General features: G+C 33.0%; 23 protein-coding genes. 9 read left to right on the forward strand and 14 right to left on the reverse strand.

Going from position 1 to position 22,221, the window contains the following annotated elements; translation table 11 throughout:
* Positions 1-491 precede the first annotated feature (491 nt).
* The 9 genes from CJF42_RS28080 to CJF42_RS08775 form a co-directional block, all read right to left on the reverse strand.
* Positions 492-977 carry a serine O-acetyltransferase gene (locus tag CJF42_RS28080; RefSeq protein WP_212668792.1) on the reverse strand — a complete coding sequence of 162 codons (486 nt, stop codon included), beginning with the start codon at positions 975-977 and terminating at the stop codon, positions 492-494.
* Positions 978-1,502 (reverse strand): serine acetyltransferase, encoded by a 525-nt coding sequence (locus tag CJF42_RS28085; RefSeq protein WP_212668793.1) that lies wholly within the window; start codon positions 1,500-1,502, stop codon positions 978-980.
* A gap of 25 nt (positions 1,503-1,527) precedes the next feature.
* Positions 1,528-2,529 (reverse strand): glycosyltransferase family 2 protein, encoded by a 1,002-nt coding sequence (locus CJF42_RS08745; protein WP_095366314.1) that lies wholly within the window; start codon positions 2,527-2,529, stop codon positions 1,528-1,530.
* Positions 2,530-2,615: 86 nt separating this feature from the next.
* On the reverse strand, positions 2,616-3,974 hold the full coding sequence (locus CJF42_RS08750) for an oligosaccharide flippase family protein (RefSeq protein WP_095366315.1): 1,359 nt from the start codon (positions 3,972-3,974) through the stop codon (positions 2,616-2,618).
* Positions 3,971-5,323 (reverse strand): hypothetical protein, encoded by a 1,353-nt coding sequence (locus CJF42_RS08755; RefSeq protein WP_095366316.1) that lies wholly within the window; start codon positions 5,321-5,323, stop codon positions 3,971-3,973. Before CJF42_RS08755 ends, CJF42_RS08750 begins: the two co-directional genes overlap by 4 nt.
* A 4-nt stretch (positions 5,324-5,327) precedes the next feature.
* On the reverse strand, positions 5,328-6,059 hold the full coding sequence (locus CJF42_RS08760) for a WecB/TagA/CpsF family glycosyltransferase (RefSeq protein ID WP_095366317.1): 732 nt from the start codon (positions 6,057-6,059) through the stop codon (positions 5,328-5,330).
* Positions 6,052-7,272: a glycosyltransferase family 4 protein gene (locus CJF42_RS08765; RefSeq protein ID WP_095366318.1), complete on the reverse strand. Its 1,221-nt coding sequence runs from the start codon at positions 7,270-7,272 to the stop codon at positions 6,052-6,054. Before CJF42_RS08765 ends, CJF42_RS08760 begins: the two co-directional genes overlap by 8 nt.
* Positions 7,272-8,228 (reverse strand): glycosyltransferase family 2 protein, encoded by a 957-nt coding sequence (locus CJF42_RS08770; protein ID WP_095366319.1) that lies wholly within the window; start codon positions 8,226-8,228, stop codon positions 7,272-7,274. The genes CJF42_RS08765 and CJF42_RS08770 overlap by 1 nt, the downstream gene beginning before the upstream one ends.
* Before the next feature lie 262 nt (positions 8,229-8,490).
* On the reverse strand, positions 8,491-9,447 hold the full coding sequence (locus CJF42_RS08775) for a glycosyltransferase family 2 protein (protein WP_095366320.1): 957 nt from the start codon (positions 9,445-9,447) through the stop codon (positions 8,491-8,493).
* Between the two features lie 525 nt (positions 9,448-9,972).
* Here CJF42_RS08775 and CJF42_RS08780 point away from each other — a divergent pair.
* The 3 genes from CJF42_RS08780 (at position 9,973) to tnpA (ending at position 11,198) form a co-directional block, all read left to right on the forward strand.
* Entirely contained in the window at positions 9,973-10,308 is a 336-nt protein-coding gene (locus CJF42_RS08780) for an IS4/Tn5 family transposase DNA-binding protein (RefSeq protein WP_170940539.1), read from the forward strand.
* A gap of 433 nt (positions 10,309-10,741) precedes the next feature.
* Positions 10,742-10,957: a hypothetical protein gene (locus tag CJF42_RS26710; protein WP_141235517.1), complete on the forward strand. Its 216-nt coding sequence runs from the start codon at positions 10,742-10,744 to the stop codon at positions 10,955-10,957.
* Positions 10,941-11,198, forward strand: a complete 258-nt coding sequence (gene tnpA / locus CJF42_RS08785; RefSeq protein WP_252097567.1) for an IS200/IS605 family transposase — start codon at positions 10,941-10,943, stop codon at positions 11,196-11,198. Before CJF42_RS26710 ends, tnpA begins: the two co-directional genes overlap by 17 nt.
* 78 nt (positions 11,199-11,276) lie before the next feature.
* On the opposite strand, the gene CJF42_RS08790 is transcribed toward tnpA, so the two are convergent.
* Together CJF42_RS08790 and CJF42_RS08795 are read right to left on the reverse strand one after the other, a co-directional pair.
* Positions 11,277-11,957, reverse strand: a complete 681-nt coding sequence (locus CJF42_RS08790) for an SDR family oxidoreductase (protein WP_095366322.1) — start codon at positions 11,955-11,957, stop codon at positions 11,277-11,279.
* A gap of 84 nt (positions 11,958-12,041) precedes the next feature.
* Positions 12,042-12,869, reverse strand: coding sequence for a hypothetical protein (locus CJF42_RS08795; protein WP_095366323.1), 828 nt, complete (start codon positions 12,867-12,869; stop codon positions 12,042-12,044).
* A 193-nt stretch (positions 12,870-13,062) separates the two neighbouring features.
* Between CJF42_RS08795 and CJF42_RS08800 the strand changes: the two genes are divergently transcribed.
* Positions 13,063-13,971 carry a response regulator gene (locus CJF42_RS08800; protein ID WP_095366324.1) on the forward strand — a complete coding sequence of 303 codons (909 nt, stop codon included), beginning with the start codon at positions 13,063-13,065 and terminating at the stop codon, positions 13,969-13,971.
* A 48-nt stretch (positions 13,972-14,019) separates the two neighbouring features.
* Here CJF42_RS08800 and CJF42_RS08805 read toward each other — a convergent pair whose 3' ends face one another.
* The gene (locus CJF42_RS08805; RefSeq protein ID WP_095366325.1) at positions 14,020-14,658 is read right to left on the reverse strand and encodes a hypothetical protein; all 639 of its coding nucleotides are present in this window, start codon (positions 14,656-14,658) and stop codon (positions 14,020-14,022) included.
* A gap of 184 nt (positions 14,659-14,842) precedes the next feature.
* Between CJF42_RS08805 and CJF42_RS08810 the strand changes: the two genes are divergently transcribed.
* From CJF42_RS08810 to CJF42_RS08825, 4 genes are all read left to right on the forward strand, one after another.
* A complete protein-coding gene (locus tag CJF42_RS08810; RefSeq protein ID WP_095366326.1) occupies positions 14,843-15,478 on the forward strand; it encodes an RNA polymerase sigma factor in 636 nt (211 codons plus the stop codon).
* Positions 15,462-15,857 carry a hypothetical protein gene (locus CJF42_RS08815; RefSeq protein WP_095366327.1) on the forward strand — a complete coding sequence of 132 codons (396 nt, stop codon included), beginning with the start codon at positions 15,462-15,464 and terminating at the stop codon, positions 15,855-15,857. Before CJF42_RS08810 ends, CJF42_RS08815 begins: the two co-directional genes overlap by 17 nt.
* Positions 15,858-15,927: 70 nt before the next feature.
* The gene (locus tag CJF42_RS08820; RefSeq protein ID WP_141235518.1) at positions 15,928-16,131 is read left to right on the forward strand and encodes a hypothetical protein; all 204 of its coding nucleotides are present in this window, start codon (positions 15,928-15,930) and stop codon (positions 16,129-16,131) included.
* Positions 16,124-16,579: a DUF3106 domain-containing protein gene (locus CJF42_RS08825; RefSeq protein WP_095366329.1), complete on the forward strand. Its 456-nt coding sequence runs from the start codon at positions 16,124-16,126 to the stop codon at positions 16,577-16,579. The genes CJF42_RS08820 and CJF42_RS08825 overlap by 8 nt, the downstream gene beginning before the upstream one ends.
* A 301-nt stretch (positions 16,580-16,880) precedes the next feature.
* On the opposite strand, the gene CJF42_RS08835 is transcribed toward CJF42_RS08825, so the two are convergent.
* Positions 16,881-17,825 carry a hypothetical protein gene (locus CJF42_RS08835; RefSeq protein ID WP_095366330.1) on the reverse strand — a complete coding sequence of 315 codons (945 nt, stop codon included), beginning with the start codon at positions 17,823-17,825 and terminating at the stop codon, positions 16,881-16,883.
* A gap of 156 nt (positions 17,826-17,981) precedes the next feature.
* Positions 17,982-18,611 carry an EF-hand domain-containing protein gene (locus CJF42_RS08840; RefSeq protein WP_095366331.1) on the reverse strand — a complete coding sequence of 210 codons (630 nt, stop codon included), beginning with the start codon at positions 18,609-18,611 and terminating at the stop codon, positions 17,982-17,984.
* A 385-nt stretch (positions 18,612-18,996) separates the two neighbouring features.
* Here CJF42_RS08840 and CJF42_RS08845 point away from each other — a divergent pair, with 385 nt between their 5' ends.
* Entirely contained in the window at positions 18,997-22,071 is a 3,075-nt protein-coding gene (locus CJF42_RS08845) for a M36 family metallopeptidase (RefSeq protein ID WP_170940540.1), read from the forward strand.
* The last annotated feature ends 150 nt before the right edge of the window (positions 22,072-22,221 follow it).

The raw sequence follows: 22,221 nt of genomic DNA on the forward strand, positions 1-22,221 counted from the left end.
TCAGCTAAATTATTTATTAAAATAAATTGAAATTTTTCTATTTAAAATCTATTGATCTGACATTCCGAATCCCATAAAAGCAGTTTGTTTTTTATGATCCTTCAGTGCGAAATGTATATTTAATAGACAACGCTATTTGAAATCTAAATCTATTTTAATCAAAATTCACTCAGAATTTAAAATATTGACTTTGGGTGAGGAATGTCGGCTTGATATAAAACTCTATTAAAAATAACAATCCTCCATATCTCTAAACTATCTTTACATAATCTACGAATTTCAAAAAGAAAAGCGTCAACCAGTCATAGATTAAATACCGAAAAATACGTAAGAATAATTTATCCATCTCCAATAATCTAATGACTCCTAACAAGCATATCCAGTAAAAAATAAGAAACGAACCCTAGTAACAATATATAACTAGAGATAATCACTTAATCAATGGGAAGTATTTGAAACTTACATTAACACTTAGAGGTTCATTTTTAAATTTATATAACCTTTGCAGGTATTCCAACGACGGTAGTTCCTGTTTCAACATTCTTAACTACAACAGCGTTTGCACCAATTTTTGCGTGGGCTCCAATTTTTATAGAGCCTAATATTTTAGCCCCAGCACCTATATCAGTATGACCATTAATAATCGGAGGTTTACCTCCTCCACCAATAGTAACCTGTTGAAATATTAAACAATTAACGCCAATAACCGCTTTAGGATGAATAACTATTCCATTTGGATGAGGAATAAGTAAGCCACCACCTATTTGACATGAAAGATCAATTTCAGCACCCGTTACTACAGACCAAAATCTATGAATCAATACCCAGTATTTACTAAGTAACTTACCAAGAATAGTATTTTTATTAACACCTTGATACTTCCTAATTGAACGTAATAGTTTACGACTAGGGTCCCAAAATTTTTGAGGTTTTTCACGTTCCCAGTCCGCAATTTCTGAAGATATTTCTACTACCACTTAGTTTACCTCCCTTGATGGCAACATTTTTGCTGGCACACCATATGCGGTCATATTAGCTTCAATATCTTTTAAAACGACTGACATTGCTCCAATCTTTACATTTTCGCCTATTTTGATGTCGCCTAAAATTTGAGCGTATGCGCCCAACTCAACATTATTACTCAGGTTAGGAGCCAAACTATCATTGTAACGATTACCAATTGTGACTCCTTGGCGAAGAGTACAATTATCCCCAAGCTTAGCATTACGATGTATAAATATATTACCGAAATGATAAATTCTTAAGCCTCCACCAGCTTTAACTGACTTTGGAATACTAATACCTAAAATAACTTCTAAAATATGGAATATTAACCAATATACTTTTAAGTTTAATTTTTTAATCCACCCATCATTCATTAAATCAACAGATTGCCCATATCGATACCAACGGATTGCAATTATTGAAGGTTCTTTTAGCCACGGTTTTAAGGGATAACGCGCACGGTCTTTCTGCCATTTGCATTTAATTTTGTTATTCAACTTATCATCCTTTAAATTTTATATTTTAAGCTTTGTATTCTATATTTATATTTTGCTTCCCATTTAATCGGCTAAAATGATACTTAATCATCCCAATGAGCTGTGGTAATTTTGAAAATACACAAAAAGAAGAGTTAAGTAATTTATCTGAAAAACAATAAGGAATTTTAGATTTCAACGTCATTCTAAATATTTGAGTAGGGTAAATTAAACAAAATAAAATAAAATAAAATTCAATAAATGAGCCTATCAATATAGCTAAAGGTATTATTAATGCCCAGATAATAATACTTCTTTGACGTGCTTGCCAAGCGCCCCATTTTTGAGCATTAGCAAATCCGAACCCTGTTTTTATAGTACGAGTCCACCATTGACCGAATGAAGTCATCGCGCAATCATGTGTTCCCATAAATACATCTAAGCATTGCACTTTATAGCCTTTTTTTCTAACTCGACTATAAAACTCAGGTTCTTCACCTGCAATCAAAGTTTCATTAAAACCATTTAGTTTTTCAAAAATTTCAGCTTTAATTGTAGCAATACCACCGCATGAATTTACCTCTCCTGGTTTTATATACCAACTCATATCACATAACTTCGTGTATAATGACTCGTTTACATTTTTCTCTCGCAAGCGACCACAAACTGCTGACACTTCGTCATTACTATCTAACTTCCTAACAGCTTGGATGATCCAGTTTTCTGCAAGTTCGCAATCTGCATCAATAAAATGAACGAATTCAATATTTACATTCTCTGCAATTAGCTTTTTAAATCCAGCATTTCTGGCAACCGCTGCATTAAGAGGCTGATCTTTTGTCAGTTTCACTACGAGAATGTCATTTGATTGTGCAAAAAGAACACTACCATCTACTGAATCAGAATCTACATATACAATTGGGTACTGGGCTTTTAGTGCTGATTTTAAACACCTCTTCAATCGTTCACCTTCATTTCTTCCAATAACTACAATGCCTATAGATTCATCTACAATCACATTATCTTCCTTCTTATTATAATTAACCATACAGCCTCAGCCTAACTAAATATGTACATCTGATTTTAACTTCCTGCTATTAAAAATTAAAATATGCCATTGCTACTATTTTTATTTTATTCCATAAACCACCAACTAAAAAATATAATAGCTCCTGAAATAGAAAGGATTATCAGATTTAAATTATGGTTTAAATCTATATACTTTTTAGCCAAAATCGAAATTACAGGCAACCATAATAAAGGTGCTATCGATATTCCGATAATCACTCCATTCAATCCATAGAATTGAAAACCAATTAACATTGAACTAATAAATATGGTCGACCAGACAAGATAAGATAGCATATGATAAAAAGAATCCCCTTTAGAAAGAAATATAGGAGAAATAGACATACACATAATCCTTACAACCATGCCTGCTGATAATACTTGTAACATCCAACCTGCTTGATGGTATGGTTCTTGATAAAGTAATTCAATCAAAAACTCTCCAAATACAGCAATAGTAATGACCAATGGCAGTAGAGCGAGTAAGACATATGCTCTAAGAGTATTAAATTTTTTCGAGAGCTGTTTTCTTTCACTTTCAGCAATTGAAGCTATAGCAGGCATAATCGTATTACTAATTAATGCAGCTAAAAGACCAAGTGCAATTTGTGAAAATAAAGCAGATAAATTATAGAGACCAAGATCAGCTTTCGAGATCACACTACCTAAAAGTAACGTGTCCCCCTTGCCGACAATAAATGTCAAAATAGTCGCAATAAAAATCCATTTCCCAAAATGAATCAATTCACTTCCAATATCCTTATCCCATTTAAAGCCAACCACACCATTTTTTAAATATATATAACTGCCAATTAACTTTATAATACTAACTAATAATCCACTTACTACAAATGCCCAAATACTTTGAAACACAGCGGCTAATGCAACTGTAAATATTAAAGTAAACATCTGTGATATTAACTCAAGAATGATAATGGGTTTAACTTTTAGGTCCCTTTGATGTAAAGGTAAACTTGTTGAAGTAAAACCAGTTATAACAAAGCTAAAACCTACAACAGGTAATATGTACAAAAGCTCCGGTTCTTTATATAAAGAAGCTGCTGGTGAGGCCATAATTAGCACCCCCACCCAAAGAAGTAAACCTCTTAGAACTTGCAATGTCCATGCGGTTTGTAAAAAATCTTTACTTTTCCCTTTTGGGTTTTGCACGATACTAGTTGAAATACCAAGATCAGAAAATAGTGCAACGCCAATCATAATTGCCGTTACAATGGCCATAAGTCCAAATATCTCCGGCATAAAAATACGAGTTAAGATTAAGCTACTTACCATCCTTAGAAATGTACTTCCTCCGAACCCCAAAAATGTCCATAAAGCACTTTGACTCACTTTTGATTGAAAACCATTTCCACCTGTTAATGATGAGAATTTATTTGATAACTTAGTATTTAAAATCCCAATCATGAATAAGAACCTTTTAAAGGAGTATTTTGTCTATAATTAAGATTATTTGCCCTTCCCAATAGGGCACCAATTAATAACCATGACCAACTATATATTGAAGTATTCGGAATTTGATCTAACATGATAATCGATATTAGTAAGGCAAAATTTATTAATAAAGATTGCTCTGCATGATTATTTATATCTACACTCATTTTTAATCCTTTATAAATGCTAAAACCCGCTAAACCAAAAATTAAACTAAATCCTATTGCACCATAAGAACTTAAAATTGTGATCCAATAGCCATCTGTAACTGAGTCAGCTAATCGGTTTCTCCCCCATGAGCCCCAACCAAAATAAAGTTTTTGTTGTGCATGTTCTAACAACCTCATTTCATGATAAAAACGAAACTCTAATGATTGTGCCCTTTCGGCATCCCAACTGTTTACTAGTTCAAGTAAATCTAAATGCGGAAACATCCCAAACATTGATAACATAGGATAGAAAATAACTAATGAAATAATTGCTATAGCAATTTTTTTCTTAATTAGGTTGGGAATAAATGCAATAGAGAGCATTAAGCCAAAGCCTAAAATAAATGCGCCAACAGATTTTGATACGACTAAAACAAAAAAAAGATATAAAACAATTATTGAACAAGGAATATTAAATGTTTTAATATTATTTTTAAAATTAATTGTAGCTGCAGCTAAGCACACAGCTAAAAACATTGAAACTAACAAGCCATGCCCCATAAATACAACTGCACGAAAGCCACCAAACCGAGCTTGTTGACCCCAAGAGTGTGGAAAAAATCCATAAATCCAAGTATGTAGTTTGGGACTCATTCTAATTTCAAATAGTATGAGTAATGAATAACATAAGCCAGCTATTACAAGTAATTTTACAATTTGCATTAAATCTTTATGAGTTTTAATTATTTGCACTGCAATAATAAAAGGTAGAATTTTTAAGTAAGCTAATAATATTGCTGAAATTGAATCATATAGAGTTAATCCAGATTTCCAATACGCACCGTTGTAAACTGGCTCCGGATTATTCATTACTGTTATAAATGGTAATAACAAAAGTAATAAAATAAGCACCCTTTCTGGACCTGATTTAGGTATTAATGAAATGTCAATTTTCTGTATAAATCGACAACAAAATAAAGCGGCAAGGGCTGGTATTGTATTTTGATCTAAAGCTGGTAATAATGGTAAATCAATATTCACCCGAACGGGTAGTAACATATACCCACCCATAATTGTTAAAAATGAGGCTGTTACCGTATCTAACCTTTTATAAAATAATATGCTGAGTAATGGCCATGAAATAAGCATGACATAAGCAAAAAGGTTTGGCATTTAATTACAACTTAGCATATAATTTTGGCAGCTTAACCAAGTTATCAAAATAACGTTTTACTAATCTCCTTGGATCTTGCATCATTCTATATCCCCACTCTAAGTGAAGTATTTGTAATATTTTCGGAGCACGTTTTTCTTCACCCACCAAAAATAAAATAGATGCTCCAATACATAAAGCGACACCATTAATTAAATCTTTATCTTTAATTAATTTTGCTAAAATCTCTTGTCGTGGAGAGCCTACAGCTAAAAAAACGTATTGTGCATTTGATTTCTTTATTGTGCTAAGGGTTTTTTCTACTTCTTTAGGGCTATTAATGAACCCCATAGGTGGGTTGTAGTGCTGCAACTGTAACGTATTATATTTTGTTCTTAAACGCGATATGACATCGTCGTTACCACCAACAATAAGTACTCGTGAGTCTTGAGTTAATACATCATCAAATAATTTTTGAGTAAGTGTACTTCCAGGGATCACTTCTTTAACTGTATGTCCTTTTAGTTTTAAAATTTTTTCTAATATACGGCTATCGCATAAGTTTAGAGAGGCATTATCATAAATTGGTTGAAGCACTTCAGCTTCTTTTGATACAACTAACCTAGTTAGATGATCAATATTAGGGGTTACTATAAAGTCACTCCCTTCACTCAGCGCTAAGTCTTTAGTTTTATCTAGAGCATCTTTTAATGTGCAGTTATCTAAAGTAACTAGAGCTGTTTTTAATTTATTCATGAATTAACTCCGCTAAATATTGTGTATTACCATTAAGAGAGAAGTTTTGCTTTACATGCGAAATTGCTTGTTGCGAAATATTATCTCTAGCTTGTAAATTACAGCCTAACGCCTCTTCTAAGCTTAAAGCGCATGCATCTATATCACCGCTCGCAGCACTAAACCCTGTTTGATTATTGATCACTAGCTCTGGAACACCTGATATATCAGAAGAAATGACAGGAACACCTTTTAACATTGCTTCCATTAATGAAACAGGAATACCATCCATATCTCCATTGCAATCTTTTACACAAGGTAATACAAAAAAATCTAAATTTTGTAACCATTGTGATACTTTGTTATTTGCCATCACACCTTTAAAAGTAACTTTATCTTGTAATTCATGTTTTTTAACTAAGGATTCTAATTTTGCTTTTTCAGGACCATCACCAACTATTTCAATGATATATGAGTAATGCTTTTTCATTTTTGGTAATGCTTCTAATAGAATATGTATGCCTTTTTTTTCAACCAAACGCCCTAAAACGCCAATGCGTTGAATTTTGTTATTGGGTTGATTCTGTCTCGGTATAAACTTAGTTTCGTCAACACCACAGCGAACTATCTTTAATTTCTGAGTTCTATCAAATTGCGCTAAGTATTTTTTATTAAAATCGGATATAGTCGAGAAAAATTTAGCTCGGCTAATTTTCTGCTTCAACAAATATCCCCTTTCAAAGATATCGTTTGCATGCGCTTGAACACTAAAATCAATGCCAATCATCTTGGCCGAGTACATAGCAATATCCGTCGGAACATGCGCAAAATGTACATGAATATGTGTAATTTCATGCTTTTTTATATAACGAGAAAAGTTACATGCCGCCAAAAATCTAAAAACTAACCCCGCACTATTTCGAGTAACTATACCCGTTGAAAACATATCACTTATCAAAAACGCTATTGTCTGAATTATGCGTAATGGATTACTAAAAAGCATCACAAAAAAAGAGCAAATAAAACTTAAAAAACTTTGCTGATAAATAACATACACATCACCAATAGCATCCTTTACATCTTGAGTGGTTTTAACCTTTGGCAAATGTACTGAAGCAGCCATTACATGCGTATTAAAGCTTCTTAACTTTAAAAGCTCCTTATAAACAAAGGTAGCTGATAAAGCAGGGATCTCAGGTGCTAAAAATAAGACTTTAGGCTTTCTAACTGACATTAATTTGCCTTACTCGGAATTTGATAAATTTCTTTTTCAGGATCCCAGCTATTTGAGCTGTCTATATTTGCTTTTTGAACTGCCTTAGTCTTTCCACTTACCAGACAACGCCACTGAAAGCGCCTCATTAATTTAATCATATCGGGATCATCTAAACGCTCAACACCTGTTATTGCACTTTTTAAATAACCCCATAAAGTAGCAAATGATCCCATAACATAGGGTTTTTTGTTTAATCTAAATACAACCGAAGCAAACATATAAATAAAGCTTGTGCCCATGAAATATTGACCAAAACCATGCCTTACTCGGCCGGTAATAATGCTTTGTTGACTCGAACCCATAGGTCTTAAATGAGTAAATCGAATTCTAGGATCATCTTCACTTGCTGAAATCCAACCTAAAAAGCGGCACCTATGGCTATCTATTCCATCCCACATAACTTGTTTTACAAAGCCACCTATTTGCTTAAAGCAATTTACACGATAAAATTTTGTCATTCCAACTGAAGATTCATCACCACACACTTCTGCAACGAGTTCATTCGTTTTATCGTGAATAAAATAAGGCTTGCCACTATATGTACCTAACCTTGGCTCTCCTTGCATTTTTTCAATTAATATTTGAAAATATGCAAGAGGTAAATCTAAATCTAAATCTAATTTACAAATATAGTCATAATCATCAACATTTATTGTGTTATACCCTTCATAAAAAGCTTCTATAACACCGGGGCCAACACTTCTATGACCCCTATTTTTTCGTTTTACGATTTGTATGAAATCGTATTGTTCAGCATAGCCATTTAAAATTTCAGCTGTAGAATCAGTAGACCCATCATCAACAATAATCCACTTTTTAGGTTTTATTGTCTGATTGACAACACTATCTAGTGTCTGACACATGTATTGTTCTTCATTTCTACAAGGAGAGATGATTAAATAATTTTGGCTCATTAACTATTTTCCATATGTGGAGATGCATTTCATTTTTTATTTTCATGATTGTTACCGTCTGATTATTCTTGCTATATATAAATAATGACACCTAGAAATACTAAAGCGATATACCGTATGAAAATATATAAACCCGCATATTATGGCGACTAAATGCAAACGGTCAAATAAAGTAATTGTAAAATCATTAAAATATAAACAAATTAAACCATACAACGCTACTATTTATTTTATTGGCAAAAAATTAAAGTAACTACTCACTTTAATCTTGTTTGTAGACAATAGAAGAGTATTTAAAAAAATCTTTAAAATACCCTGGAGGGGTATCATCTTCAGCACCTTTTATCTTTTGCTTTAATCGATAAAGTAACAGACCTAAAAGGTGATTTAAATCGGCCATAAAGGCTATAAACTTGCCATGATTTTTAACAAAATATCGGCGTCTAGAATCAAACCAAAACTTTGGCTTTGGAAGTTTAACATCTGTGATATTAGTTGAGGCACCGACATAATGAGAAATACGACTATCTTGAACATAATTAATTGAATAACCATGTTTTTTTACTTTAAAACAAAAGTCAACTTCTTCAAAATATAAAAAGTACTTTTCATCCATAATACCAACATTTTCAAATACCTCCCTTCTTACTAATAAAGAAGCGCCAGACATCCAGTCATAAGATTTGTAATTTATAGGGTCGTGATTTGAAATTACTTTTGATTTAAATATTTTATCTAAAATACCAAGCTTTAAAGATCCTAGAAACTCACCAAAAACAGAAGGGTAATTAAAAGCGGATACTAATGTTTTACCGTTTTCATCTTGTTGATAACTTCCTGCGATACCTGCTTCTTGATTTTTTTCTAGAAATGAAACAAGTGCTAGTCCTGCTTTTTCAGCAATGAAAGTATCAGGATTTAGTAACCATATATAATCTTGATCTTGTTTTAAAAATCTTTTGATAGCCACATTATTTCCAAATGCAAAACCACCGTTTCGACCAGAAGAAATTACCTCAACCCAGCTTCCTAAATTTTTAGCATTGACAAAATTAGATAACTCAGCTAGAGAATCATCAGAAGAGTCATTATCAACAATAATTACTTTTAGGTTCGGTAAATAAACTCTTTCATTAGATAGAGATTTTAAACAATCCTTCACTAAATCAGCTGTTTTGTAATTAACAATCGCTACACCAACACTTTTAGCAAAACTCATGATTTATAAAGCTCCATCTATGATATTTAATTTATAGGAAACTGGTGATGTCGCTTTAATCACCTTGATAGGGCAAACCCTAATGTTAGAATAAAGGACTCAATACCCTTATACATTTACTTATATAAATTCCTGAAAGCGCACACTATATATACTTGGACCTTTTATATCAACAAGAAAAAAATGATTTTTCATTAGAATTTATTTCTATTAAATATACATATGAATGCTATAAAGGCCATATGACATATTATTGATTAATCATATTAAAAATCGTGATATTTTTAAAACTAGGTAGATTCAACGTAAAATGATTTTTATATAGTAAAGATATAATTCAAAGTGTTAGAAAGTTCTTCCTTTAACAGAGCGTAGCGAAAATCTCGGGGGCTTGCCCTGACTCTTAGTCACATTTTATTGCGCCTAGAGCTGTCCCCTTATTCTTAACTATTGACGATGCTAGAATATTTTGTTGCGCTTTTTTATCAGTATGATCTAATAGATTTTTTATCTTGGACTGGCAGCGTGTTTGAATCTAATACCGAAAAGTGGGCTAATAAAACATTTGGAAAAGCAGAATTAGGTGATAAAAGAAGAGCCAAACGCTTGATTAATCTAGCTTCCGATATGGCTGATGGTGTAGGCAAGTCAATCGTCAAGTCTGGAAGAGATGCTGCTAGCATAGAAGGAGCCTATCAATTCATTGAAAATGAACTCATAGATCATAACGCGATTGCGCATGCCGGATTTCAAGCTACCGCAGAAGAGGTTAAGCGTCGACGATTAGTACTTACCATAGAAGATATAACAAGCCTAATTCATTCCGTCTGTAATGAATTAGGTAACTCCATCATCTGCTAGTACAACCTGTAAAGGCCATTCTCTTTTCTTACACTCTATTTTAATGGTAGATGCGGATACTGAAATGGTCGTTGGGTTGGGGCATCAACAAAATCATATTCGAGAGGATAAGCTACAATTGACAGGGTACGAAAGTGCTCTGCGGCCTAAAGAATAAAAGGAAAGTTATCGTTGGGAGGAATCCTCGAATAAGCTGGATGAACATTTTGGCAATACAGATAATGTGCTTCATGTTTGTGATAGGGAGGCTGATTCATATGAATATATTGATCAGCATATATACCCAAACCACTTCAAGATGCAGGATTCAGTTGGAATTAGAAATGCTTTAGGCAAGGCATTGATTGAAGAACATGGTTATTCCCTTTTCAAAATCAATAACGCTGCATCAAAGTATTTATAAACCAACCTTACAGGGACATCTGAGCAAATCATGCTCGTTGTTGCCTGCATGGATGTAGGTACTAGAGCAATGCAGGAGCATATTGCCGGTCCATCTTTTTTTAAGGGAGTAACCATTAATGCAAAGATGCGCCTAGATCATGAATTGCTCAGCAGTCCTGAACCTCACATCTTGAAGTGGCTTGGGTATATTTATAGTCGAATTGGAAATACCAGAAGACCATATTCATATGGTGGTAAGAAGTGAGCCAAAGATGTCACCAAGTCAGATCATGCAGGTGATAAAAAGTATCTCAGCCAGAGAGTTTTTCAAATTATATCCAGATATCAAAAGACGTTATTTCTGGGGAGGTAAACTTTGGACTCAGAGTTATTTCGTTGAAACAATTGGAAGTGCAACGGAAGATATAATTCGAAAATATGTGCAAAACCAATTGGTTGAATTGGATAAAAAAGAAGCTCACGGAAATCAGTTGGGACTCTTTTAAACTCGGTCGCTTGCGGCCGATTCTTTTATATTGAGTGACTATTTATATAAGAATATAATTAAAGTGCAAAGCGAAACTTTACCAAGGCAACACTTCGCCATTTGAATGTCTAAAGACACCAGATGCTTTTAACGTTAATTCATCAATGAGTTGAGTAATACGTATTGCGGCAACATCAGCACTGATATCACCACTGTTATTGACCATATCTGTTTGCACATAACCTGGGTGATATATTCCGACGGAAATTTTATCTTGCTCTAAATCTTTAGCTAAAGACATACCCGCAGCATTGAGTGCAGCCTTTGACATGCGGTAGCCATACCTGCCACCTGAGCCATTATCTGCAATAGAGCCCATTCGAGAAGTAATAAGTGCTATTTTACTGCCAGAAGTGAGATTATTTAACAGTGATTGACATATATTAAGGGGTGCTACGGCATTAACTTGAAATTGCTCGTTGATTGTATCTATATTTAAATTATCTAAGCTTTCATCCCTTAAAATACCTGCATTATTAATTAATATATCAATTGTTTGAGAGCCAATAGCAGAGCAGATTTCTTTAATGCCTGCATCTGTTGCCACATCAATGTTTTCAATAATTTCAACATTCTCATTTGATAAAGCATTCAATTTAGCTGAAGATTTTCGACATAACGCAATCACTTTACTACCTTGATTAGCATAAATACTGACCATAGCTAGTCCAATACCCCGATTGGCGCCTGTGATCACAACTGTTTTTACTACTTTCATTTCACCTTCCCATGCGTTTATTTATTTTATCTTTAAGATATTGGTATTAAAAATATAAATACAATTCTTAAGTTATTATTTTATCTATTTAATATTACTTTTTTTGATTTCATCTAATTGTTTTAAAGAATCTAAAAATTTACTTTCGATAAAGTCTTTTTCTTTAATGATGTGAGTGGATCGTTCATTGACGTCTTTTAATTCCTTTTCAAGTTTTACTACTTTTTTATTTAATGTATCTGACTTTGCATCTGTGCTATTACTGAGTAGTTTTTTATTTTTTTGTTTGAATGATTCTAACTCTTTTCCTTGAACAGATAATTTCTTTTTATAATCACTCGCAGCTTCAATTAACTGTCTTTGTTGTGCCTTATATTTTTCAGCTTGAGCTGTTAATGCTTCATTATGCTCAGCGTCTAATTTTTGTTGTTGAGCATCTATTAAAAATTGCTCTTTTTCTTTTTTAAGAGTTTCAACATGATCATATTGAGCATAAAGTTTAGTCTTAGTGTGTTGTAGCCTTTTTTTACTTGAAACAAGTTCGCCTTTAAGTTTTTTTATTAATGCGCGAGATTTATCTAACTGTGCTTGTAACTGTGATATTTTTTCATCGTCTTGAGGGCTTGTTTTATTTTGATGTAGTAAGCTTAATTGATTTTCTAAAATTTCATGAACAGATGTGAGTTCGTTTAATGTGGATGTATGTTGATCCACTGATGCTAATGCTTCGTCGACAGATTTTTGATAAATTGGTAAATATTCATCTACACCTAAATTGCTTGAAAGTCTATTCACGGATTGAGAGACAGTTCTAAATTCTCGAAACATAAAAAGTAAAATCAAAAACCAACTTGTAATAACGACTAATCCTATATCAATTGCTATAATTTCCATTACTCTTTCTGGCAACATAGTTATCTCCAGTTAAAAATAACATTGGTTAAGTTATTAATTTATTGAGTTATTAATTTATTAAATTGTTAAGTATTGTACTTGAAATTCAACTCTGTTAGGTTGTTGTCTAGTATAGCTGTAATTGAGATTACTGCCTATACTCAAAGCCTGATTCTAAATCATATGTCTCTTTTTAATAAAGTAGGGTTTTATGAAAATATTAATTGTAGATGACAGTCTCGCGATGCAAGCAATTGTGAGACGTGGTTTAGAAAAATTTGGTTATAAAACTTTAGATATTCGACAATCCTCAGGTGCTATAGATGCATTAGCAATAATCGATGAGTGGAAACCTGAAATCGTTTTATCTGATTGGCATATGCCGGAAGTATCAGGGCTTGAATTATTAAAAGAAATTATAAAAAGAGAGTTACCAATTCAAACTGGCTTCGTAACAACTGTTAATGATGAAGAGTTGATAGCGCAAGCAATACAATGTGGGGCTTGCTTTGTTTTAAGTAAACCATTTGAAGACGAACAACTACATAAAGCTATTTTGCCTTTAGTACAAGGTGCATCTGAAAGTGAAAGATTACTTAATGATGAAACAGTAGAGTTTACTGCCAGTAGTGATCTTGTTTTACCTAAATTAAGTCAGTTAGAAAAAGTGATGCATCGATTTTTAAGTGAAAGTATTTCTTTAAAAGAAGCTTCTATTCAGACGTTTTCTTTAGAGAAAAAGATACCAGCAGTGTTAGCTTTATTTGAAGATGTAGAAAGCCAAAAAATACGTGCGTTAGCGATATTAGAGTTATATGCCGCATGTGTTCTAGGAGGAACTAAAAGTGAAATACCAAAAGTGAATATCTTGAAAATGATTAATGAGAAAATGCTTACAAAAAAAATGTTAGATAGTTGTGAGTTAGTGATGTCTGATTGCTCATTTGCATTTTTAGATCGTAAAACTCGTAAGAACCTACGTCTTAAAAGTGTCAGCTTTACCTCTCAAAGCTTTCCAAAATTAGAAGTTTTATTTCAAAAGCCGGCTGCTCAACGAATTGACATTAAATGTGATGTTAATGGATTTGACCCTAGTTATATAACTATATTAAGTTCATAAATAATACTTAAAATTTGCATGAAAACACTATTTTGATTTAAATTTTAACTAATAAATAGAAAAGAGTGATATTGCTGATACTTTTTGTAATTCGTAGTTTGTAAAAATTCTGTCGAAGTTATCAGATTTTACCGATGAATTACGACCAAACTTACTAATATAATCGGCATTTTTTTTGGTTAAAACAGTAATGAAACTGCTTAAAGAAAGGTCATAAACTGTATTTATTCCCCTTTTAAAATCATAACGCGTTAAAGCATCAGCTTTATTATCTAATGGCAGCTCTGGATGATGAAATTGAGCTTGTGATTGTAACCCTCTGTCTTTAAATAATCTTAAAAATGCTGCATCGGAGATAGCTTTTGTTCTTTTTTTATTGGCTAAATTTTGTAAACTAACGGCACATACAGATAATGTTATGCATTGTGATGTTTGTATTTTTTCTAATAATGGAAGCTGTCCTCCCATTAAGTCATTCAAGCTTTCTTTTGAAAGTTTTTCAATTGTAACGAGTCCTTCAGTACTTTCATATGTTAGCTTTAGAGTATCAAGCAAGTAAAAGATATCTCCGCAATCTTGCCATTGCTCACTATTTTTTTTAACTGTTAATTGCTTTACTTTATTGTTGTTTTCGTTAAAAAATTTGTTTTTGGTCTTTCTTTTAAATATGCAATCAAAATATTTCATAAGTATTTCCTTAAATAAAACAAATCATAACTGGTAATGAGAATTATTACCATCTATAGTTTGTTCTTTCATTTAATTCCTGAAATTAATTTGAAATTTGTGTCAACCAATCCTGTGCAGGAGCGTTGTAAATAATAGAAGTTAAAACCATTTAGATATAACAATCATTGTAATTGCGGTGTATATGGATCAAAATTGTAATCGAAACATTAATTTATATGGACATGATACTATTTCTGGAATGGGTGATAATTCTGAACCAGTACAAAAAGTTGCCGAAATCACTATGGAAGCTTTTTTAATGGATATTGAAAAAAGAGCATATCATATGGCGTTTTTTGCCTGCGGTTCGCATGCTGATGCATTAGATTTATTACAAGATAGTATGCTCAAATTGGTGATTAATTATAAAGAGCGTCCATCAAATGAATGGAAAGCGTTATTTTATAAGATTTTACAAAATAAAATTAGAGACTGGCACAGACATCAAAAGGTAAGAAACTTAGTCTTTTTTTGGAAAACGAATACACAGGATGATGAAACTGAGATTTTTTCATCACAAATAGACTATTCAAATCAGACTAACACACCGGATAAAAAATTTGAAAAAACAGCACAACAAACAGCTGCTTTACACTATCTAAAACAGTTATCATGTAAGCAACAGCAATGCTTTTTATTACGCAGTTGGGAGGGGCTTTCAGTGGCTCATACAGCTGATGTTATGGGATGTTCGCAAGGCAGTGTCAAAACACATTACTCACGAGCAGTGACTAAATTAAAAACATTAATGGAGGAAGAATATGACATTACCTTCTAACAAAATACAGGATGATAAAGCGATAAAAATGCTAAACGAGGCTTTAGATGATTCAGTTAATAATATACCTAAAAGTGTATTAGCTGATTTAGAAAAAGCCCGAAATATAGCTTTGATGCAAAGTCATAAAAGTTTAGACAAAACGTTTTTTTTCATCGTATTTGAAACGATTTTTAATAATGCTATGTTTAAAGTTACAGTACCGATTGCAGCCGTAATTTTAATCTCTTTATCAATTACGAGTCAAGTTGAACAATCCTTACCGCAAATGCCTTTGGCTATGGTTAATACTGAAATCCCATATGAAGATCTCGTATTATTAGATGAGTTGGAATTTATAACTTGGTTGGCTGAGAATGAACAAAACGCGCTATTATAGCATGATATGTGTGGTGGTTTTTACATCATATACTTATGGTGAGCCTAAAAACCAGAAGAAAGTGCCTGATATGGCTTTTTTTGAATATTTGGCAGATATGGTTGAAGTGGATGGTGAACTACTTGGCCCTTTAGATATAAAGCCAATTACAGTCAATACTTTACCTGATACTGCTAGCAGCAAAGTTAAGTCAAAGTCAGACCAAAGTCAAATTATTAAAACAGATATAAGAAAAACAAAACATAATACTTCGGAGGATAAAAATAATGGCTAAATTCATCTTTTTTTGTTGTTACATTTTTATTTTTACGTTCCAAGTTCAAGCGCTTGAATGGAGTGCTTTAGGTACTAAACAACAAAATGTTTTAAAGCAATTCTCATCTAAATGGGATCAGTTACCAGCCGAAAAACAAGAAAAGTTACAGTTAGGCGCGGATCGCTGGATTGCAATGAATGCTAAAAAGAGAACTGATTTATTAAATAAGTATGATAAATGGCAAAAGTTAAATCCACAAAAGCAAGCTAAATTGCAACAGCAGTTTAATAAATTTAAAAAAATACCAGCAGCGCAACAACAGCAATTAAGAAATGTACATAAACGTTTTCAACAATTACCTCAAGAAAAACAACGTCAACTAATGGATAAATTTAATAAGCGCAATATGAAAAAAATGAACAAAAAAACGCAAAATAAAATGAGACAAAAAAATAGAGGACACTAGGGGCTGTTGATCTTTCGAGATTACTTTTGCAGCGAATTGTTGGGCATTTATACAAGGCAGAGGCTTTGTCATGTGGTTGTTACATAAAAGGCGATAACGCAGTAAAAATGCCCAACAAATGCTGTACGAAGGATTCGGCTAAAAGCATTTTATTCTTTGTTGAGTCGTATTTACTTAGAATAACTAGGCGACACACGACTCGCCGCGACTAAAATGCTTTTATCTCGAACAAAATTTAACCCTGAAAGATCAACAGCCCCTAGTATAATTCATGTATTCATTTCTATCTTTTTTCAAGCTACTAAAATATATATCCTAAACTAACTGACCAAGCATAGGCGTCATAATCACTGGCGATATTAATTGATGCATCAATATCTAATGACCAAGATGGACCTAGATCGTAAGAGGCGTATAACGCGAATTGACCATAGTTATCATCACCCGATATTGCGTTTAAAGATGCTGAGTTTGAATTTGTTATTCTTGAAGTATCTCTGGAGATTGGTCTTGTATTTACATTTTTGCCATTGCGAGATATTAATACAGAATCTCCAGAAATAAGATAATTCCAAGTTAATAAACCGCCAAGCATTAGCCCTTTTTCATTCGAAAAGGGTAAGTAATATGCTGTGGATAAACTTGTACTAATTATTGATGAATTACCTGAGCTTTTTTCTGAAGTGATTTTAGATTGCTTGTGATCTTGATTGGAATCCTTAATTTGATATTTATTAAAATCCCAATCACTATATAAGCCACCTACTAAAATACCATAAAACCAATCACCTTTAATAAATCCATAACCGATAGAACCACCTAAAGAGGCTGAATCTATATTTTCATTATTAAAGTTTATTTCTCGTCTAAGGCCTGAAATTTTTGTATCAACTGTTGATTGACTGTAATTCGATGAAAATGACCAATTATCTAAATAATAACTTAAGCTAGTACCTATTGTTGTTAATTCAACTTCTGCATTAACCCTATTTTCATGATTTCTATCATCTTGCCAGTTTTGATAATTTAAATTTAAATTTAAATTTAAATTATCGGTAATATTTGTTGAAAATGAAACTGCATTGCCAACGGGAGTAAGGTTGACGGTTTCATTTTGTAAAGAGACTTGATACTCCTGTTGCCCATAACTGACACTGATGCTTGTAGCGTTTGAATTGCTTGATAAAGTTAATAAAAATAATGGAATAATATACTGATTATATTTAGGTGTTTTTTGACACTTCAAAATAAACCTTAAGTTTAAAATAAATTTATAATGATTTCAGTGTAACTAAAATTTAGGAAATAGTGGTCAAATTGATAAAAGAAATAAAGTATTTCTTATTTAACAGAAAAAAGCAGCTATTAACTGCTTTGGTGAATTACAAATAATGATAAAAGGTTAATCTTCGTCCGTTAACTCTTGAACACATTGATGAATCGCTTTTTTAGTGGCTTTTTTAGATTCAGATGCTGCTGTGAATTCATCTAAGTTTACAGAACTGCTTTCATCAGTATCCATCATATCAAAAACTGATGTCGCTTTAGTTTCCATTGCAGCTTCTAATTCAGATAAATCAATAGCGCCATTTGCATCAGCATCGATTGTATTAAACTTTTCTTCTTTAGATAAAAAGCTATCTGCAGATGGTACAATTATATTTTCATCACCGGTTTCTGATTTTAAATCACTTACACATAAAACAATTTCATCTGCAATTGCGGATAAGTCAATCGCGTTACCATGTCTACTTTGACTAAATTCTTCTAGTGATAAAACACCATCTTGATCTTTATCTTTTCTTGTTAATTTTTTTTCTGCTTTAGCAACGGTAGGCTCTGTCATTTCAGCTAAAGTGATTTCACTACTTTGATCAACATCTATACGATTGAATTTTTGTTCTGCACTATGACCTCGCTTGCCACCTTTTTGCTTCTTTTCTGCCAATACTTGCGGTGCTGAAAAGACGGCTGTTATTGAGATTAGACCAGTTAATACTGCAATATTTATCTGTTTAGTGATTTTTGTCATCTTGTACTCCAATGGGGTTATGAGTGATTTCAAATATTAAAACGCACTAAATATGTTTTGGTTGACATAAAAATAAAAAATATTAGGAAAAACTCAAAAACTGCTGTTATGCATGCATAAAAAGCGGCCTTTAATCTTATGTAGGTTCTCATTGTTTAATTAATCGCATGGTGCAGAAAAAACACCACAGACTGTTGCGTTTTATCAACATTTTGTTATTTGTTAAATATGTGTGGTTTTATGTAAACCTTATAAGTAACAATTACTTATGTTTTTTATTTTTCTTTGGCATATCACTTGCTCTAAGTAAACTTGATGACACATTAGAATCATCTAACAAGTTGAATTTTACATAACTATTTGATAAATAAATGGAATGAAATTAATGAGTATAATAAAAAAGTCTGCAATCGCATTAGCTGTTGCCAGTTGTTTTTCTGTTGTGGGTGTAGCTGCATCAGAGCAAGACTCAATTGAGTTTTCGATTGCAGACGCCCAACAGGTAGTTCAAAAAAAATCTTTAACTCAAATAGCTAAAGTACACACCAATATTGGACTTAAAAACCAAGTCGATACACAAATAGGTCAAGCAACTTTTCAATGGACAAGTGGTCCATTGGCGAAGATTAATATTAAACCAATTCGACAAGAAAGTCGTATTGCATATGCTGCACAAGTACACTTGAATCATTTAACGCTAAACCCCACAGCATTTGGCAGTAAAGTGTTTATCTCAAATTCGCACAACCAAAATGGTGGTGCTAAGTTAGCTAAATATAAACAAGAAATATCGGGTATTGAAGTATTCAACCGTGAAGTCAATATTATGATGGATCGTGATTATAACTTAGTTGCATCGTCTGGTTTTTTTGCAAATAACACTACTTTACAGGCATTAAATGTAAAAAAACAACCATTGGCTCAATTTGGTGAGCCGAGTAAAGCGATATCTCATGCTTTTAAAGATATGGGGGGAAACATAGGTTTAGTATCAATAAACGAGCAGTCGTCTGATAAAAAATACACTTTATTTAATGCTACTAATTCATCAGGTGATTTTCAACTTGTTGGTGAGCCTCGCGCTAAAAAAGTATTTTTTGAGTTAAATGATGAGCTTATATCTGCTCATTATGTTGAGATTGAGACTGCAGATCCAAATACAGTTGAGTCTGAATATCATGCTTATGTTATTGCAGCTGACAGTGGCAAAGTATTATTCAAGAAAAATATGCGAAGTCATGCGGGTGATTTTCATTACCGTGTACATGCTGATACTGAAGGTATGAATAAACCTGAACAAGGGCCATTTGGTGAAGTTGTGCCTCTTACCAGTGATGTTAGAGATTTTGTATCAACTCGTGTTAATGCCTCATTAGTATCTTTAACTTCGGGACCTATTAGTACTAAAGATGCTTGGTTAGCTGAAGGTGCAACAAAAACATCTGGTAATAATGTAAAGTCGTATGTTGATGCTGTTGCTCCGAATGGTTTTACTTCTGGTGATTATTATGCAGATACTACTTCAGACAATACCTTTGATTACATGTATAACCAAAATGAAAATGAATATTCAATAAATAATCGTAAAGCAGCAATTGTTAACCTCTTTTATGTCAATAATTATCTACATGACCAATTTTATAACCATGGTTTTGATGAACTATCAGGTAACGCTCAGGATAGTAACTATGATAGAGGGGGAGTAGAAGGTGACCCGTTATTAGTAGAAGTACAAGACAATTCAGGTTTCAATAATGCAAATATGGTCACACCTGCAGATGGTGCATCTCCTGTTATGCAAATGTATCTTTTCGATGATAAGGATGCCGTAAATGGACAAGATTACGGTATTACCAGTATTTCAGGAAGTGATTTTGAGTTTAATACACCAATAGTTTGGAATTTTGGATCTGAGCGTTTTGATGTCCAAGGCACATTAACAGCTTATTTAGACGAAGCAACAGGTGGTTTTGGTAATACATGTGAATCAATAACTAATCCTGAAAATTTACTCGGGAACATTGCCGTAGTCCAATATTCGTTTGACTGTCCTACTTCTGAGCAATTTGGTAATTTAAAAAATGCAGGCGCAATTGGCAGTATCGTTGTAGTGCCATTTGGTGGTGACCGCGTCTTTAATGGTATTGGTCTTCAAGATGATGATCCTGCAAAAAGCGCTCTGTCCTTCCCTGTAATGAATATATCTCAAAATGAATCATCAGATTTGTTTGCAAATTGGAAAAATGATATCGAGGTTAGATTTTTTGATGAGCGACAGTTTAGAGATAGTTCTTGGGATAACGGTATTGTAGCCCATGAGTGGGGTCATTACATTAGTAATCGTTTGGTTGGTAATGGTTCTGGGTTAAGAAATCACCAAGGTCGCTCTCTTGGCGAAGGCTGGGGCGACTTTCATGCGCTTATGTTATTAGCAAATGAAAAAGATGCCCAGATTGCAGGCAATGATACATACCAATTACCTTATGAAATCAGCTCTTATACTAAGTTATTCCGTAAAGTACCTTATACACCGAACATGACATTAAATGGATTAACCTTTAAAGATATTCAGCGGGCAGATGGTACCGCACAAGTTCATGATGCGGGTACTTTATGGGCGACAACACTTTGGGATGCTTATGTTCGTTTAATTAATGAACATACGTTTAAAGAAGCAGAAAGTCGCATGATGGACTATTTAGTTGCGGGTTATAAAATGACACCGATTAACCCTACTTATACAGAAGCACGTGATGCCATTTTGGCGGCCGCTGCAGCTTCAGACCAAAATGATTTTAAAATCATGCTAAAAGCATTTGCTCGAAGAGGAATGGGGTTAGACGCAGTGTCTCCTGCTAGATTCTCAGAGGATCATAGTGGCGTAGTTGAGTCTTTTGAAGCAGATACTAATCCGGTGTCACTTAAAGTGATGAGTCATAATTTAAATACAAATTATGAAGGTTTAACATCAGGATATTGTTCAAACGATAATATTTTAGATGCTGGTGAGACAGGGACTGTTAGCTTTAAAGTAATGAATACCAACCCTGAGAAGCCTTTAACGAATATTAAAGCAAAAATTGAAGTATTAAGTAATCATGATGTCACTTTTGAAAATGATGGTATTATCACCTTCGATACTTTAGATGCATACGTACAAGTTGCAACACCTACTTTAGAATTTAAATTAAATGATGTAAAGAAAACACGTGACTTATTATCCCTTAAGTTATCATTTATAGATTTAGATGAAGAAACGAAAGCTTCGTTAACTGATGCCAGTGAAATCCATGAACTTGTAAATTATTCTTTTGGTGAGCAAGAAGCCACGAATAATTCAGCTGTTGGTAGAATTCTACCTTATGATTTTACAATTAAGGCATTGGTTGGTGGTGAAAAAGTAGAAAATAGTACGATTTTTATACTGGGCTTACAGCTATCACACCTTGGCAAAATTTAAACGAAAAAGCTGATATTGTTTATGAATCTAAAGCTTTTACAATTGGATTTAATGGTAATTTCAATCTGAGCTGGAACCATTATTATGCATTATCACAAGGGCACCATGGTGGTGTTGTTGAGATCAGTGTTAATGGAAATGAATGGACCG

The sequence above is a fragment of the Pseudoalteromonas sp. NBT06-2 genome, assembly GCF_002276045.1.
Taxonomy (GTDB): domain Bacteria; phylum Pseudomonadota; class Gammaproteobacteria; order Enterobacterales; family Alteromonadaceae; genus Pseudoalteromonas.